Annotated in this window: 11 protein-coding genes; 4 read left to right on the top strand and 7 right to left on the bottom strand. The window is 53.6% G+C overall.

From position 1 onward, the window contains the following. Positions 1–76 precede the first annotated feature (76 nt). On the bottom strand, positions 77–3,235 hold the full coding sequence (locus tag ROG8370_RS13255) for a UvrD-helicase domain-containing protein (RefSeq protein ID WP_085827667.1): 3,159 nt from the start codon (positions 3,233–3,235) through the stop codon (positions 77–79). Next, positions 3,228–5,909, bottom strand: coding sequence for a PD-(D/E)XK nuclease family protein (locus ROG8370_RS13260; protein WP_170925241.1), 2,682 nt, complete (start codon positions 5,907–5,909; stop codon positions 3,228–3,230). Before ROG8370_RS13260 ends, ROG8370_RS13255 begins: the two co-directional genes overlap by 8 nt. A 249-nt stretch (positions 5,910–6,158) precedes the next feature. Here ROG8370_RS13260 and ROG8370_RS13265 point away from each other — a divergent pair, with 249 nt between their 5' ends. From ROG8370_RS13265 to ROG8370_RS13275, 3 genes are all read left to right on the top strand, one after another. Further along, complete coding sequence (locus tag ROG8370_RS13265; RefSeq protein ID WP_085827669.1) at positions 6,159–7,727, top strand: ADP-ribosylglycohydrolase family protein; 1,569 nt, start codon at positions 6,159–6,161, stop codon at positions 7,725–7,727. A 59-nt stretch (positions 7,728–7,786) separates the two neighbouring features. After that, positions 7,787–7,921, top strand: coding sequence for a hypothetical protein (locus ROG8370_RS21275; protein WP_281252704.1), 135 nt, complete (start codon positions 7,787–7,789; stop codon positions 7,919–7,921). A gap of 421 nt (positions 7,922–8,342) precedes the next feature. Then, positions 8,343–9,038, top strand: a complete 696-nt coding sequence (locus ROG8370_RS13275; RefSeq protein WP_085827671.1) for a hypothetical protein — start codon at positions 8,343–8,345, stop codon at positions 9,036–9,038. A 396-nt stretch (positions 9,039–9,434) separates the two neighbouring features. Here ROG8370_RS13275 and ROG8370_RS13280 read toward each other — a convergent pair whose 3' ends face one another. The 5 genes from ROG8370_RS13280 to ROG8370_RS13300 all read right to left on the bottom strand — a co-directional run bounded on the left by ROG8370_RS13280 (position 9,435) and on the right by ROG8370_RS13300 (position 15,404). After that, positions 9,435–10,601, bottom strand: coding sequence for a DUF805 domain-containing protein (locus ROG8370_RS13280; RefSeq protein ID WP_085827672.1), 1,167 nt, complete (start codon positions 10,599–10,601; stop codon positions 9,435–9,437). A gap of 371 nt (positions 10,602–10,972) precedes the next feature. Next, positions 10,973–11,881, bottom strand: a complete 909-nt coding sequence (locus ROG8370_RS13285) for a TerB family tellurite resistance protein (RefSeq protein WP_085827673.1) — start codon at positions 11,879–11,881, stop codon at positions 10,973–10,975. Then, the gene (locus ROG8370_RS13290) at positions 11,878–12,342 is read right to left on the bottom strand and encodes a hypothetical protein (protein ID WP_085827674.1); all 465 of its coding nucleotides are present in this window, start codon (positions 12,340–12,342) and stop codon (positions 11,878–11,880) included. Before ROG8370_RS13290 ends, ROG8370_RS13285 begins: the two co-directional genes overlap by 4 nt. A 537-nt stretch (positions 12,343–12,879) precedes the next feature. Then, positions 12,880–13,767: an endonuclease NucS domain-containing protein gene (locus ROG8370_RS13295; RefSeq protein ID WP_085827675.1), complete on the bottom strand. Its 888-nt coding sequence runs from the start codon at positions 13,765–13,767 to the stop codon at positions 12,880–12,882. A gap of 1,445 nt (positions 13,768–15,212) precedes the next feature. Then, on the bottom strand, positions 15,213–15,404 hold the full coding sequence (locus ROG8370_RS13300; protein ID WP_085827676.1) for a hypothetical protein: 192 nt from the start codon (positions 15,402–15,404) through the stop codon (positions 15,213–15,215). A 550-nt stretch (positions 15,405–15,954) separates the two neighbouring features. Between ROG8370_RS13300 and ROG8370_RS13305 the strand changes: the two genes are divergently transcribed. Beyond that, positions 15,955–17,136 carry a DarT ssDNA thymidine ADP-ribosyltransferase family protein gene (locus tag ROG8370_RS13305; protein ID WP_085827677.1) on the top strand — a complete coding sequence of 394 codons (1,182 nt, stop codon included), beginning with the start codon at positions 15,955–15,957 and terminating at the stop codon, positions 17,134–17,136. Positions 17,137–17,192: the final 56 nt, after the last annotated feature.

The following is a 17,192-nucleotide window of genomic DNA, read 5'->3' on the forward strand; positions in this document are numbered from 1 at the left end:
ACAGAAGACTAAAATGCGAATGATCAGAAATGCGGGGTGCGCACTGGCAGCTTTGATCTTCTATGGTGCATCGCGTTCAGTCTCCGATTAAGATTTCCAGTTCAGCACGATCAATCCAATGAACCGCTACATCTGGCGGCGCAAGCTCTTCGTGTTGGACGAGCAGGCTCCGGTATGCCTCAAGCTGTGCCAGATAGTCGGAGAAGCTGCCGGAACCGCTCTTGTGGTCAAGGACAAGCCGTTTTCCAGGCCCCTCAGCCAGCAGATCGATGATCCCGTTGAACTCTGCACCTGAAGGCTCTCGCTTTTGGATCGGCACCTCGCAGTCGACTTGTGTGTAGCCCTCAACCGTTAGCCAGTTTCGCAAAGCTTGAGCGTGCTCCTGCAACGCATCCAGCATGGTTTCATCAAAACCAGTGGCACTTGCCAGGCGAGGGCGCAGGTCTGGCCTCATGAGAAGCACGCGGAGTGCCTTGTGGAGTGCGGTGCCTCTTTCACTCGCAGTCCCCGCAAGCGTGATTGCTTGTGCAGGGATATCCAGCGTCACAAGACGCGTTCTTATCTCGCGCACAGCATCAGGCGCGATCAGCGATGGGCGGACGCGCCATGGGGTACCTGCTGTTTTGTGCATTGGACACTGCTGCCCAAATGCCACGCGCCCTTGATCTTCGGACTCTGCCAGTCTTGGTAATTCTGGAGGCTCGGCACTGCAGATCAAGGTCCTCGCGGGAAAGCTCGCCTCACCAACCCTCAAACAGCCCGCATCGGGCTCAAGCCCAGCCTCCAAAACTAGCATCTCCGCATGATTCTTCGGCCCTTCGCTCTCACCAAGTTTCTTGAGGCTAAAGTCTGGCCATTCGAGGATTAGTCGATCCCGTGCCCGCGTTAGAGTCACATAAAGGAGTCGCCGGGCGTCAGCTTCAGAGGCTTCGCGTCGATCTGCGAGGAAGATATCCTTCTTTTCATTGATTGGCAGATCAGGTGTCCAGATCAACTTTGCGTGTTCAAGGATAGCGCCAAGATCACTGAAATCGGCAAACTCAGCGCTGAGCGTTCCTGCTCGCTCTCCAATCTTGGCATCAAGGCCCACGATGGCCGTGATCGGCCACTCCCGACCTTTTGATGCGTGCCAGGTTACGATCTCAACTCCTTGTCCCTGTCCCTCGCTTTGGCCAGGATCGGGATGACGATCGAAATCCCGCTCCGCACGGCGGGCCTCGAGCCAGCCAAGAAAGACCTGAGCGCTGGCACCATGGAAACCAGCTGCGGCCTTAAAGTCGCGATGCGCTGAAACGAATTCCGCCACTTCTGCATGGAACCGCATCAGATCTGCATGGGCTTGCGCCGCATCTGGAAGCGTTGGCGTCCAATCGAGGATGTTTGCCGCGTCGAGCACCTGTGGCAGAAGGGTCTCTAGCGGCATTACTTGCGCGATCGCTACCAGCTCCATCAAAGGTTCAAGCTCGGCGCAGGTCTCCAGTTCTCCATCGGCAAGTACAGTCATAGCCTGCTGAAGTGGCATCGCAGGCGGGCCGAGAGTTAGTAGAGCCAATGCAGCATGGCGGTCGCTCGGATCGACTGCAAAGCCGAGCGCGTTGCGCGCAGCCATCACCGCGGGCGAGTCCAGCCAGCCAGGCCCGCTGATGCGCACCGGAACGCCCTGCCGCTTGAGAGCGCTGGCATAGCGTACGGCCATGGAATGCGTCGGACATAGAAGCGCGATGTCGCGCGGTTGAACTGGACGCATCACAGGGTTCTTGAGATCGCTCTCACGCTCGACGACCAGGTCATTGCTCGCAAGTATATCGGCAACCCGGGCGGCGACATGGTCCTCAGGGCGCGATTTCTTCGACCGCCGCCCTTCGGTAATCCGCAGGACTTCCGCAAAGGTCTGCCCGGTCTCGGGCCGTTGTGGAGCGAGAGAGACATACGTCTCGCCAAACAAGCCCTGCGAGATGGCATTGACCATTGCCATCAGCTGCGGCTCGGAGCGCCAGTTGCCAGTCAGAGGAGAAGCGGCATGCGGGTTCTGGTGCTCAAGAGCTTCGCTCAGCCTAGGGTCTGCTCCCTGGAAGCCCATGATCGACTGCTTGGTATCGCCAACTATCAACACGCGTTTCGCGGACTGGGCGATGCGCCAGAGTAGAGCAAACTGCACAGGGTTCGTATCCTGAAACTCGTCGATGATGACACAATCGACCTCGGAGAGAAGAGCCTCAAGAATTTCCGGTCGCGTCCTTAGCAGGCGCTCGGCATCACAGATCATGTCCGCGTAATCGATGACGCCAGCCTCACGTTTCATCTCTGCATATTTGGACATGACTTCCTGCGCACCATGGACCAGCGCCGTAAGGTGTGCGCAGGCATCGTCCAGCGGCCCCGGGTGTATGACGATGTCGGAGGCCGCTGCGATTACCTCTCCAGAGAGGTCATCGTAGCCGTCTGGCGTTGGTGCGCCACGTTTCGTTTGGCGCAATTCACTCAGCGTCTTCCATAGCCTCCAATCCCGGCGCAATTCACCCGGGCGCAAAGCAAGCTTCATGGATTTGAAGTCTTTCGCAAAGGCTTTCCGCGCTGCGTCCGATGTCGCGTATGTCGTCAAATCATTCGGAAAGGCTGAAAGCAAAGCCTCGACTGCAGCCGTCAGGCGGGTTTCAAGAGGAGCGGGATCGCTGGCGACTTCGCCATAAAGATCGCGCAGCCGCTCGACTGCTGTTTCAGCCAGCTTAGGATCATTGCCGCTGTCTCCGAGGCCCCGCAGAAGATCAATTGTGCTGAGGATCTTACCGCGAAAGCTGTCCTCGAGGCTCGCATTTGAGACAAAACTGGACCTGTAGCCAAAGCGCGGCAGATCAGCCTTCACTGCGTCAAGGGACGTTGCATGCGCCATGGCCTGACGGATCAGCAAATCCCGCTCAGCCTCGGCCAAGGCGCGGGGTTGAGGTGAAGCGCCCGCAGCAAAGGCGTGCTCAGAGAGAATGCGCAGACCAAGCCCGTGGATCGTCGAAACGTAGGCTTGTTCAACAGCCAACGCAGCCTCGACCATGCCTTCAGCCAAAAGGCTTGCCCGGATCCTTCCGCGCAATTCAGCAGCCGCGGCTTCGGTAAAGGTGACGGCCAGAATTCGCTCGGGGCCAACAAGCTGGTCCTTTACCCACTTCGTTAGGTCCGACTTGATCCGAAACGTCTTGCCTGAGCCGGCACCGGCGGGAACAATGGTCAACATCTCAGTCATCAATATCCTCCAGATATTCCCTTTGCATATCGGCAGGCACCATAAAGCGTGAGACCAGAGGTGAGGCATCAAGCGCATAGGGCGCAAGGTTCGCGGTCTTTTCGAAGAAAGCCCGGTCGTCCTCAGTATTGAGCCGGATTAGCCCCGCACCGACTTCAGAGAGCCGTGTATCCAGCAAGCCCATAGCTTGACCGGAGATATCCCCCATCATGACGGTCACTACGCCATCAGGTGGCTCCAATCCCTCAAGCAGTACACCCTGATCATTGATGAGGTGGTAAGCAACGCCAATCGTAGGCTTCCCAGCCAACGCAGCCTCGAGCGCGGGTCCGGTTTTTTCCGGCCGCAAGAGCATTGCGCGATATAGCCCGAGCTGCAGGTCCCATCCCGCTTCAAGCCGAGAACGCCGCCGTGGTGTGCCGCTCTTTTTGTGATCGACCACAAGCAGGCTGCCATCGGGAAGTTGCAACAGGCAGTCGGCGCGTCCTCGCAAAAGGATGCCAAGCGCCTCTCCGCGCAAATCAATCTCGTTATCGATCACGCACGCGCCAAGCGCTTGGAGCGTGTCGCGCCAGGTGTGAGCGGCCTTGCGGATGTCTCGCGTGAGCCCCTCACGTTCTACCGCCCAGATTGATCGCTGTAGGAACGGGGCGTGCTTGCGGATCGCTGCGGCTAGCAACTCGGGCACCGCCGCATCAATCTGATCGTGATCAGGGAGCGGCGAGTCCTTCGGGAAGAGATATTCCAGCACATCGTGGGAAATCGTGCCAGCGACCATGACGTTCAGCCCTTCCGGGGCCCAGGTAACGGGTTCTGCACCAAACTCGGAAAGGCTCCATGCCAGCGGACTGACCAGAAGCGTCTCCAGTCTGCTTGGCGACTGTGGGCGCATCCGGCCATCTTCAGCCAATTGTCTGCGTAGGAGATCACGGTCGAGACGAAGCACGCCGTCTTCCGGCAAGGGCTTAGGCTGTACCTCACTGCCCGCTGCCGCGAGCCGGTGGGAAAAGGGCCAACACTCCTGCGGGATCGAGCGCACATCGCGGATCAGGGTTTCCTCATCCTCGGTTCCCTTCTCCTCATTTCCGATAGTTCGTGCCACGAGCGACAGGGCAGCGGCAGGCGGCTGACGGCTTCCGTTAGCGGCAAACGCAGGGCGCAGAAGGGTGAGCGTCTCGGAGGCACACAAGAACTGGCGGCGCAACTTTTCAAGTCGTCGCGCAAGTGCATCCCCGCGCGTCTCGACATTTAGCCCCGTCTTTTCGCGCAGAAGTTGAAGTTCCCCATCGAGAAATAGCGGCGATGCAGAAATTGTACGCGGCCAGCGATTGCCGCTCATCCCAAGCGCAATCAGATGCCGTGTTGGGCGCCATGGCATGGCCGACTCGGTGAACACGCTCACACCTTCGATAAAGGCTTCTGAGGATGTTGGTTTGACGGAGTCCGGCGTGGCCATGCGAAACAGAACGGCCCAATCCAGCGTGCCGCCCTGCGACAGCACTCCCCGAAGCGCCGTGAGCTTTGAGCGAAACACGGTGATGTATTCGCGCAGCTCCGGATCATCACTTAGATTCTGTACCGCTTGGTCAAGCGCCTCGAGAATGCCGGAAGGTGTCTGGGAAACATTGCCCCGAAGCAGCGTATAAAGCCGCTTCGCACGCCCGGTCAGCGACTTTGCTGCATAGGGTTCGAACCGGCCCTGCATCACCTCACGCGCCAGCTGTAGTCCGGTCGGCGATGGCCAGGGCATGAGAGGCGAGATGTAGAGGCTGGCGAGCGCCATAGCAGGCGCCGGGCTTTGCAGGCACAAGAGGAGGTGCAGTAGCGTTTCCCCGGCGACATCACGGCTAGCGGGCAAATCCGGTAGACCGGAAATCGGCACACCCAGCGCATCAAAGGCGCGTCGAAGCTGTGCAAAATATCCAACCTCATCTGGCGCAAGAAGGGCGATCTCATTGGGCGCAACGCCCTCGTCTATCAGCCGCTGTGCGCGGGCAGCCGCAAAGTCCGCCTCTTCCGCCTCATCACGCAGTGCGAAGAAACCCAGGCTATCATCAAGTGGTGCTGGCGCAATATCAGCACCGGTCAATCCTTTCTGGACACGCCATAGACTGGTCCCTCCCGGCGCACCGGTCAGCAGGGGCGATTTGCGTCCCCCCCATTCCTGTCGAAACGTTTCACTGGCAAGACCATGATGGCCGAGCAGATGAGCATGGAGACTACGCTCAATCGGTGAGGCAAAGGCACAAGGCTTGGCGGTGGCTAAAGGCAGGGCTTCAAGCGCGTCAGCCGCCGAGCTATCCAAGACATGGGCATAAACCTGAAGGTCCTCGGACAGAGCAGCCGGTGACTGCCGCCAGAGATCGCACAGGGCCGCGAGATGCCGGTAGAGTCGGCTATCCTGATCCAGACAGGACAGGTCGACCTCGTCCGGCGAGAGCCTCTTTGTCGCCATCGCAAGGGAACGGAGCGCCGAAGACACGGCCGAGGCCGTCTCCATAGGAGCAACTTCCATGCTGGCAGACCAAGGCTGACCTTCCATCGTCAAGGCAGCGTTCAGATCAAACTCTTCTGCGCGAGGCGCCAGATAAGCCTCGGCCAGAAGGTCTGCAGTGATCGTGCGGAACGCACCCGTTCCGGCATGGACAGTCACAAACGGATCAAGACCATTCATAGGCACCTCCTCGTCCGGCATAAAGCCGACAAACTTCCGCCAAAGGTGCAGATTACGCAACCTGACCGTTTCAAACCGCGCCGCCGATTTGCTCCCCGAATCGAAACGATGAGTGGCCCACAGCTAATACTCGCGGCAAGTCTTTATCGAACCGGCGCGCGTTACAACCCGTCCCCAAAACAGATACGTCCGAAAGTGACGTACTGCAGGTGTATTATCACATCGAATCGAAGAGAAAAGGAGACCTGCTTGGTTCGAACCAGTAATACCCATCCCCTCCGCATTGACTCCCTGCCGCTCGCAAACGGGCACTTGGGCATAACGTTTTGTCCAGGAAAAAAAGGCGAAAGCGTCTTTGGCGCAGCCTGGAATCGAGATATCGATCTTGACGTGGAAGCAATCAAAACCTGGGGGGCCAGCGCTGTACTGACCCTTCTCGAGGATCATGAATTTGAGATGCTTTCCGTGCCCAGGCTGGGCGAATCCGTGGCGGCCAGCGGTATCGAATGGCATCAGCTTCCGATCAGGGATCTTGATGTACCCACGCTGGAAGCGATGGAGCACTGGCGCGCGGTGTCGCCAAAGCTGCACCAGATCATGGAACGTGGTGGCCGCATTGTTGTCCATTGCCGCGGTGGTCTGGGTCGCGCGGGTACAGTTGCAGCTTTGCTGCTCATCGAACGCGGTCGATCTGCACCCGACGCGATCAATGACGTGCGCTCTATACGTCCAGGCGCGATAGAGACGGCTGAACAAGAGCGCTGGCTCGCACAGATCGCATGTCACCAAGACCCATCCGGCATTCGCCTTCAGGCAAGCCTGATCGGAGGTGCAATCGGCGACAGTCTGGGCGCTGACATCGAATTCCTGTCGCTGGACCAGATCCGTCAGCGGTTCCCGGAAGGAATAACTGACCTGCCGCCCCATCAAGGACTGCGCGGCGCGATCACTGATGACACGCAGATGACCCTGTTCACAGCTGAAGGGATTATTCGAGCTAATGTTCGCGGCACGCTCAAAGGCATCTGCCACCCACCATCTGTTGTGCATCACGCCCTTCTACGCTGGTACCGAACCCAAGGAGGCAAGCCGCGCGTCAAAACGGATGATGTTGGCCTGATCGCTGATCAGCGTCTCTGGGCCCGCCGCGCGCCAGGCATGACCTGCCTATCAGCCCTCGGGCAGAGTGCGCACTTCGGGGCCCCGGCACAGAACGACAGCAAGGGCTGTGGCACGATCATGCGGGTAGCGCCTATTGCCTTGATGGTCCCCCGCCACCAGGTGAAATCTCTCGCCATGGAAACATCCGCCCTTACGCATGGGCACCGGACAGGCCAGATTGCGGCCGCCGCCTGGGCGGAAATGTTGGCTGATGTGTCGATGGGCGCAGACCTTGAGGAGAGTGCAACGCAAATCGCTGAAACCTATGCCCGAATGAAGGATGGGGAAGAGACCGTTCGAGCGATACGCAGTGCTCTTGACGCTCCTCGCGATGGCACCGCTGAAACCGTCGAGACTCTTGGTGGAGGCTGGATAACCGAAGAGGCGCTGGCGATTGCGCTCTATGCGTGCCTCGCCGGTAAATCTTTCGACGAGGGCCTCCAGATCGCTGTTCTGCATGGCGGTGACAGCGACTCTACAGGCGCAATCGCTGGAAACATGCTCGGTGTGATCGACCCTGCGGCGGCACTTCAACATCGGTGGGCGAGCTCCATAGAGGGTGCGGATATCATAACCCGGTTGGCGCACGATTACCTTCGCCTCCAGCATGAGAGTGGCAGCGCCGAAGGTCTTTGGAATGCTTATCCGGGAACCTGAGTGGCGGGTAACATTAAAATGAAAATTCGGTTTTTTGACAAATGAGGAACCACCACAACATGAGCAAAACCGATAGGTCTGCAGTAGATCGGATCATCTACTGTCATGGCTTTGCATCAAACTTTGATCCCCAAAAGGACAAGGTGCAGGCTTCATCGATGCTCGCTCCGGTTCAGGGCGTGACGGTCGATTAAGGGCCGTCACAAAACGAGCCGCAGTCGGCAATTAATCTTCAAACAAAATCAAGCGTTACGACAGGCTTTGGTTCAGGTCTCGGGTCTAAAATCCGACCTCCCGACACCGGCCTTACGGACCGCCGTGATCCCAAGGGCTGCGTCTAGCTGTGACGTTGATTGAACCTGATGAAAGGACCAAATGAGCAAAGGAAGGAAATGTCGCTACGAACAGGAAAAGCGCGATGCCAGGTGGGTAGTTGTTTATCAAGATACTTTCAGCTGGGACGACCCAGACCCTCCAAACATTGTTATGGAACCTTTGCCGATCGACGACGCGTACGAGGAAATGCTGAGGCTCAAAGGGAGCCTTGGGTATGTCTTCGGATACCTGTATCTGACGAAGGTCAAATTTTGAAAATCACATCAAAGGAGTATTAAAATGGAAATGAAACGAAGGTTTCCAACAGAAATTGCTGACTCGGAGAAGATTTTCTATCTTACATGCTGGGGAGGTCCGAGCCCAACAGAAGACTACGTTTGGTTCGTTAACAACTCGGATGAAACTCTAGACTATGTTCGCCCTTCCAGCGGGGGGGGCGCGACTACCGACGATGACGTCATTCCGATGACCCAAAATCCTGATAGCGTAGAGTACCTGGATGTAAAACCACATGAGGCTGTGCTCATTGATGTGTATGACGAAATTTTTGATGGCGATTTTGTTATTTCTTGGGGTGTAGAAGTGAAATCTCGGAGCCTTGGCGAGAGGCACTTTGCAAGCGGCCTTGAAAAAGGAAGTGCGCCAAACGTTGCCCTCTACTGGAGTCCGTTACCGGAAGAGATTATGAAACCAGATGCCCCGCAAGAGCCAGTTGACCCGGGCAATGTGGCAGAGGCTTATCGCGATAGCTCGAAAAGGAGCCTCACCGCGAATATTCATTTTAACAAGGGAAACCTATTGTATGGCGTTGATACGGAACTTTTGAATACGTGTGGCTTGCAGCTCTCGAAAGAAAGCCTGCGCGATGGCCATCTGACGAACTATCGCTTTCTGAACGAAGAGGGCGTTGAAATATTCAGAACCCTTGATTTGGATCGGGCGATGGCGTTCGTCCATGGCCTGAAAGCCCCTTAGGTGAGCTAATGGGGTGAACTGCCTTCCCACCAAACCGCGGTTATTGTTGCGGGCATAGATCGAAGAAGGAGCATTCAGATGGATATGGAAGTTATGGGATTTGATCCGGGCAAGACGGATTGCAGCAGTGCAGGTTGGGACGCGAATTATTACGGCCTAGGATCGAACTTCTGTCCGCAAAAAGACTAGGTGACAGCCCTGTTGATACTATTACTGAATCGCCCCGGATTTGTCGGAGAGCTATTTCTTCATTTGCCTCAGAGTCGTAAGGTTTTCGATGGCATCCGCCAAGTGAACATCCGTGATGGCCAGGTCACCGTTTTCCACTCTGAGCCTGTGAGCCTCTGCCAAGACGTCGCCATGGCTGGCTCACCACCAAATCTATCGCCGCTGCCTTTACTTTTGCTCATGTGATTTTTCAAATTTCTCCTGAATTTTGTCAACAATACCTTCGATCGGGATCGTCTCACCCAGAAGCTCATAAACACGTTTAAATTCGGCTTCGGCATCAGACCCGATTTCACGCACAATTATGAGCGCATCGTTGGCGCTTTCATCGTCGTACGGTCGCTGCAACTTCTCGAACCTTGCGACAATTGTATCCCTCAGTTTACCAGCATCGGACTTAGGGGCCTCGTTCAAACCTTTGAGAAATGTTGTGCGGTGTTCTTCGGGTAATTCTTCTATTTCCTTCCACGCCTGCCCAGCGGCTTCAGAGTATTCTATGACCGTCTGCGCCTGCGGGAATTTTGCCAGTTGAAGCACCGCATTTTTTGCTGAGTTTTTCTTTTTAGTTGTATTACTTTCTATCCTTACCGCTTCTTTCGAACCATCATGCCGATCAACTATGACAGGTGGTGAAGACTTTTCACCAGGAATACATTCGGCAGCAGCAGCACCGTCTGGACTGGTTAGGGCTCCCGCTTCTTTCGAACCATCATCCCCGTCACCCTGGACAGGTGGTGAAGACTTTTTATGCAGAAAGTAATTGTAAGGATCGTCTGGACTGGTGAGACCTTTCGCTTCTTTCGAACCATCATGCCGATCAACTATGACAGGTGGTGAAGACTTTTCACCAGGAATACATTCGGCAGCAGCAGCACCGTCTGGACTGGTTAGCGTTCGCCGTGTTTCGGCAGTATTTTGTTCTTCTGCACGGCGTTGCTTTGCCAACGGCTGTTCACTCTTAGCGAGTGCCCCGGCGAGCGGATCAGTTCCGAAGTTGTTCCTGCCGGAAGTTCCCCTGATAAAAAGCAGGATGGGAACGATAGGCACAACGAACTGGATCAGCGTCCACCAGCCGCTTGATCCGAAGTCGCGAAATCGCTGGGAGGCAATCGCCAAACTAACAATTAGAAGGTAGATGAATGTTGCCGCGGAGAGAATAAACAAGGGGATGGCAAAAACCATCGAGCCGTCATTAACTGAGAGCACGCTAAGAACAAAGAAGATGACGCTGATTAAAAGAAGCGGCAGAACGACAAAAGCTTGGGCCAGCGCGAAGCTTTTGCGGTTGCGTCGCGTACTGAAGGCCGTGAGGTCTTGGAAAACAGGTTTAGACATGTCGGAGTTTCCCTAGCTATATTTTTTTGGAATGCAAAGCATCAAATAGTGATCTGGGCATGCAGGTTTGGGGATGCATTGGATGACGCCTTTCGCCATTATGCTCCCGTTGTCTGTTGTCAGGATTCTTGGAATCAAAGGCAGCTTAAACTAGGCGAGTGTTTGGCTGGCAACCCACGTCGCCTCCATCCTTTCGTCGTTATGCTTGGCGAACAATTAGGCGACAAAGGCTCTGCGAAGACTCAGTGCTAAACCACACACGTCAAGCGCGGCATCCGCCCGATAAGGGTTTTAAAGGATGTCACATTGAGTGATCCCAGCCATCTACATATTCCACAAACACAGGTTTGCGGTTCGTATCGCCAAGCGATTTATTTCTTAGCCCACAGTTTTCCAGCCATCTCCCGCATGCTCGAGGTTGTGCTTGAAATCGCCTTTGTTGCGGACTTTCCGACTGCGCCGGAGGCTGCGGTGACACCGGCAGCGGCACCTGAGATTGCCTGGCTCACTGAATGCAGCACCGAACCGTGTTCACGCAGTGCGTTCTCAATACGTTCAATTGCCATTTCCTCGCGCTCGTCCAGATGACCGTCGGCTTGGGCGATCTCGACCAACAGTTTCCGAATTTCGGCCTGAATGGCGCTGAAATTACAGTCAGGGTTACTACTGGCAAACTCTGCCAAAGACGCGGTCATGTCAGAGAGACGCGACTTGTCAATATTCTGCTCGAGAACATCCAACGCATGTTCGAGGTATAACGGATCATACCCCCATTCCTCGACAAAATACTCCTGCATGCTGGCGCGTTCGGTACGGTCAATATTTCCATCCATGGACGCCACCTTGAGAGCAAGGGTGCCCAAGAGGTCCAAAGTGGAAGTCGCCAAAACATCTAACGGCGTGTTGAGGAATTTGGGAATCTCGTCGACACGACTACCAGAGTAGGATTTGAACAACCGTGATACGCCGTAATAAACGCCGCCTGAAGCGACTGCAGCTCCCACAACCCAGCCTATTGGTGTGGCAGCTGTGGCAACGCCAATGGTTGTCCAAAAAGTTCCAAACAATGTAGACGCTAAAGTTCCCGAGGCTGCAACGCCCGCCCCAGTTCCGACAGTGCAGCCCAGACCCCATAGCTGGGCGACCAGGTTACCGGTTTTCAGGGATGCAAATGCATCGCTGCCGATCCCCAGCTTGACCTTGAATCTCTCATCATTCGCTAAAACGGATTGGACATTATTAAAACTGGCAACCTGTTCTTCTTCCGACAAAACATTCATTTCTGAACTACGCCCAAATTCAGAGCAGAAAACTGCGCAGAAACGCGATCCATTTCGCTCTGGGCCGCGTTATTGCGAAGATCGTCCAAAAATCCTTTGGTTACGCCAAGCAACACAATCAACTTTGACAAGATTGCTGCAAGCCCGCCAATTACTGGCAAACTGCCAAGCGTACTCACGATCAAAGTCGAGACTACCAGCGCGACTAAAGTTCCAAGGACAAGGTTCGGAAACTTTGCCGCCAAAGCCGATGCCACTGCGAAAATATGCCGACCCAGCGCAACAACCGCTTCCCCAACTTTGACGGTAATCTTGGCGATGTCGTACAGCAAAGCCTTAATGTCGGCAGAGAAAGCCGAATTGTCCAAATAGGATTTAATTTTGCGGAGACTTGGAGACCCCTGAACCAGTTCCAAAGCCTCTTCAAAAGTCTTCGGCTGATTTTCGAATAATTCAGTCATTTTCACACTTTCACTTTAAGGAAACATATTTTGAATAAAATGAAAGTCGCGAATTTGAAAAGGTTTTACAAGGAAATAAACTGCCAAATAAACGGGCCTTCTCCAAGTGGCTGAACCTTATGACGAGTCTGGGACCCAACTCGCCGTGTCCCGTGCAACCAGTCACGGCCTTGAACCAGTGGGCAAGCACAAAGGGATGCCCCCTAGAGCGCTGTACAGCTGCACGGAGCGAGGACGGCCCCTGCTTCCGGACCCCACCCACCCCTCAAAGGCTAGGGGCCTTCAGTGACTCACACAGCGGCCGTGAATACTAGGGTCTGGACCTATAAATTCTAAAGTGCCCAATGCCAAAACGCGGTCGTTCGCCGCGCAGTTTTCAGATGTCTCACATGCGGACATACCAGCCTTCCATTGCACGTTCGTCAATGTCCGGTTTGGCGGACCCATCAAAAAAAGGTCGTTTTTGGGAGGCTACGCAGATTGAGAAACGGCTGCTTGTTAATTCGAATTTTGTCTTTTTCGATCACACTATGTTGCTTAGGCCACTTGGATAAATTTAAAAGGCCAGATTGCTTCGTATGCGGATACGCCTTCGTTTGCCGCAATTCCCCGCACGGCAGGCGAAATACGTTCTGCTACGAGCACGCCATCAAGGCGACCAAGTGAGAAATCATCCCGCTTTCCTAGCGCTAACAGGTATTCCGAGACCTGATGCACTGCCGCAATGTTGGCTTCGGCGCGTTTAAGTTCGATAATTAGCCAATCGCCAGTGGCTCGGTCATGCGCTAGAATATCAATTCGCCGTGAGGTTAGTCCGCCATCGACAGGAAATTCATCTTGGACAACGTCATAACGATCACCCCATGGCGTTTGCTTCCAATTCGATAGAATTTGACGCTGGAGGACATATTCCGTTGTGAAGCCCTCACCATCATGTGTGGTGCGATTAAGTGCCAGAACTGAATGATCAAACTCGGAAAGCGCTTGTAGGGTTTTGATCACATCTTGCCGTGCGACAACGAGATGGCCAGATCCCTTGTTGCGGCTCTCAAATTTAAACGGAATTCCGGCACCTATAAACTGTGTTTGATATTTCCCATTGAAAACGGCGGCGCTGTAATCTCCATGTGCGGGATTGAAGGTGTCGATAGCAAGTGACCACTGGTTACTCGATGTTGTCGAAAATGCTAGATAGACAACACCTCGTGGATTCGGCCACCGAGAGTTTCGCCGTGGATGATCGTCTCTGATCATACAGCCTAAACCTGATCCTATTGCGGTTTCGATCAACTCTTCGGTCGCTAATGACAGCTGCCATTTCCGAGCGACGTATGCCTCATCGCCCTGACGCACCAATAGCCCGCCATCCATATTTTCGACTTCAATCCCATCCGAAAATTTGCGGCTCCGCTTTGAACTTTCCATTGAGACAACCTCTATTCAAAGTGTTGATAAATAAAAAATCGGGCCGGATTGAGGCAACCGCTCAAGCGCGTTTGAATTATGCCCACACAGAAGGTGGTTTGGAGCGCTCCAAAACGCTCCTCTCCGGAACTTCTCCAAACCGCCCTGATTGGTGTTGCCACAAACCCAGTGTAAAACCTAAGGGGTTGTTGAAGGTTTTTGGTCGCTCTCATGGTAGCGGACATTCGTCCAACGCGCAGAATTGTTCAGACGGGGCTCGAAGCCGCCGTTCGCTGCGTAGCGCACCAACGTCCACTTTACCGCCATTCATCAGTTTTTTGGCTCTATAAGTCCAGAGCCCAGGTCGGAACCACAGGTCCCTCCCTCACAGCAGTCTCGGCACCCTCAGATGCAACGCCAAACATCGTAACTTCAGACTGAAAACCTCCGCCTGAGCTTCGCGTGGGAACCAATAAGAAAGGGGAGCCAGAAAGGTAAATATATATGGAACCAGAAAATTCAGGGAGGTTATTTATACGAGAGAACTATTAGATAATTTAACGCCAATATTAAGGGGTCGCCTAGCGACCCCTTAATATTGGCTTAACTATACTTTAATTAAACTTAACTTTATTAAGCTTTAGTATACCTTAAAGCATTTAGGGATTGTAACACATATAGATGTTATAGCATTACTAGTCAACAACAATACTACCGCTCCATACAAGGGACTCTCTTCTAAAATGCTACGCTACGCTACGCATTTTCTCGAGGTCCCTTGTATGTCGCTGGAATTAGATTCAGGGATATAGAATCCGCTTAAATAAGAACTCCTATCACGCGAGGAAAATTGATATTCTCAGGGCTCCCCCATGGCAACCTTGATGCCCTCAAATAAATCAGATTCCCCGTCAACATCATGGGTCGACCTCGGACCATTTCTCACCATGGTTCCGTTTGGGAGCTTTCAGGAAGAGCCCCCTACCCTACACCCACTCAGACACCAGTGGCTCAAAAATCAAAAACGGAAACCGACCAGGGAGCGTCCACTTCTGCCCCCAAGTCACGCAACCCCAGAGCGGCAGAGAGCCCCGCTGAGTGAAATTTTGGCCGATAAGCACCCCACGCTCCAGAATTCCGCCAATAGCGACTCAGCGGGCCTCCTTGGGCCTCTGAGTCCCATTGCAGGTCCAATCCCTAGTGTGGTCCGGCAGAATCTGGAGGCTTTTCGGTTAGTTTAGCGGTAATGATAACACTCAAGACCACATAGAGAATGTTTGAAACGCAACCAGGAAACCTGCAATCCGTACTAGGATTTCGAGTTCAACTCGTGAAGACTAAAGAGTTGAAGTCAATAATGTCTACGTTAACTCTCCAGTCCTTAGGGAGACATTTAGCCTTTGGTGTTGAGGGTTAGCCCTTAGTGTTTAGGGTGACCTTAGGTGGGGTAATCTCGTGATCATCCTTTAGGTTATCAGGGGGATCGTGGGGTTCCAGTAGGCTTTTTCGGATCGGGTAGGTTTCTCCAGACCCAGGGTGATCCTGAGGTGTCTCTGCATGGCTTCCTGGCCCTCTTTGAAGCCTACGTCATAAGCCAGGACCATGTGCATTGCTTCTTCTGGTTCGATGCCTTTGGCGATGAGTTCTGCTTCAGTCATTCTGGGCATCACTCTTGTCCCTCAATGGTACAGCAGGGAGCGTCCATGGTTTCAAATCCAAGGGTGTTCTGAGTGTCGTCGGTGATGCCTCCGTACGGAACACGTTCCTGTTGTGTTATTGGGTTCCTTAGGGTGAAAGCAGTCACTTTCGGTCTGTTTTAGTTTTAGGCGCCGAGATTGAAGAAAAGTCTCCAAAAGTCTCTTAATCTTTAGGGTATCAATAGGTTAGAACAGCATGAAAACACAGGCGAAAGCCCAAATATATGCCAGGCAATGAATTCAGCAAAACAGAGTTTGAGACTTTTCCGAGACTTTTGGGGACTGCCTGAGACTTTCCAAGTAAAGTCTCGAGTCTCTCAGAGAGCGGTCGAGCCTCGCAGAGCTCATTGATTGCGTCCTTAAGCGGGTCAAAACCCCTGAAGGCTGACGATCAGGAGCAGCGCTCGGATCGAGGACGTCCGCATGCACAATCTTTTTGAGAAGCCAATATCGTCATATTTTGGTCAAGCCGTGATGCGAACAAGACTTAGCATTTGACGGCGGAGCAACCATGGAAATCCTTTTCTATCAATGTTTTATTTTCACCACGCTTGTCCTGATACGGATTTTTGTAAAAAAATACCTTGAAGTTGCTTGCTTTATCTGGACGGCGCTAACCCTTATCAACCTGTTTTGGCCACCGCTGATCGTTCTGCAACTCATCGTGGTTTGGGGAACATATGGCCTAATCGCGCCGAAGGCGCCCTCCATGGCTCCCACCAAGACAAGTCGCTCGACAGTGAACCAGTTTCATCAAAAGGCGAAACAGGGGAAGCACCAAAGCAATGACAGCGCCCGCAGTTCAGTCACTGCCAGTGCTCGAGATGTCGACAAAGTTGAGCCATTTGAATTAAAAATTGGAAGCCCCGTATCGCCCGACGCTGGAGAGGCGGCTAGTTCCCGCCTCAGGTTTTCTGGCACGCCCTCTCATGCGGATAAAAAACTAAATAAGCGATCCCACGACCGAGGACGGCTTGCAACGAAGCAAGAACCGAGAAATACCGACGGTGATCTGTCTATTGAGGGCATCGTGAAGTCCCGACGTATAGAGTATTTGGTCCACTTCACCCAAGCAGCCAACCTAATTTCGATATTCCGAGAAGGTCTGGTTTCAACAGACGAAGCGAAGCTCAGGGGAATCCATATATTAAAAAACGATGCGGACAGATACGACGGTTACCTGAATGCGATTAGCTTGTCAGTTTCGTTCCCGAATGCGCATATGTTTTACAAGCTACGAAAGCTACGTCCTGAAACAGACTGGGCAATACTTCTAATTGACCCGGCAGTGCTTTATGAGAAGCGATGCGGTTTTTGTCGCTTTAATGCCGCAGACAAGCGGATCCCAAAGCGGAGTGAGGATGTACTCGTCGGAGCATTGCCGTTCGTAGGCATGTTTGACCGCTCAATTCCCTCAAAAGATGTCGAACTTTTGAGGCCCTGCGACCCAACTGATCCTCAGGCCGAGGTGCTCATCTTCGAGCCAATCGAATTAACACGGGTCCTCAGGGTCGTGTTCTTTGATGAGAAAGTTCTACGCTGCTATGAGGACGTGGTTCAGGGAGTGCAAAAGTCTGTAGATCGGGCATTTCTTGATAGCCGATCCTTTTTCCTGAATTCTTCGGTCCATGATTACAAAAATCCGATATCCAAGTTGAGTGATGAAATCCCTGAAAGCGAAATACCATTTTAGCCTTTTCCCTATTCAGTGCGCCCTAAACGAAACAATAGATCACAGAAACCAGGAAA

This window comes from Roseovarius gaetbuli, from assembly GCF_900172365.1.
Lineage (GTDB): Bacteria > Pseudomonadota > Alphaproteobacteria > Rhodobacterales > Rhodobacteraceae > Roseovarius > Roseovarius gaetbuli.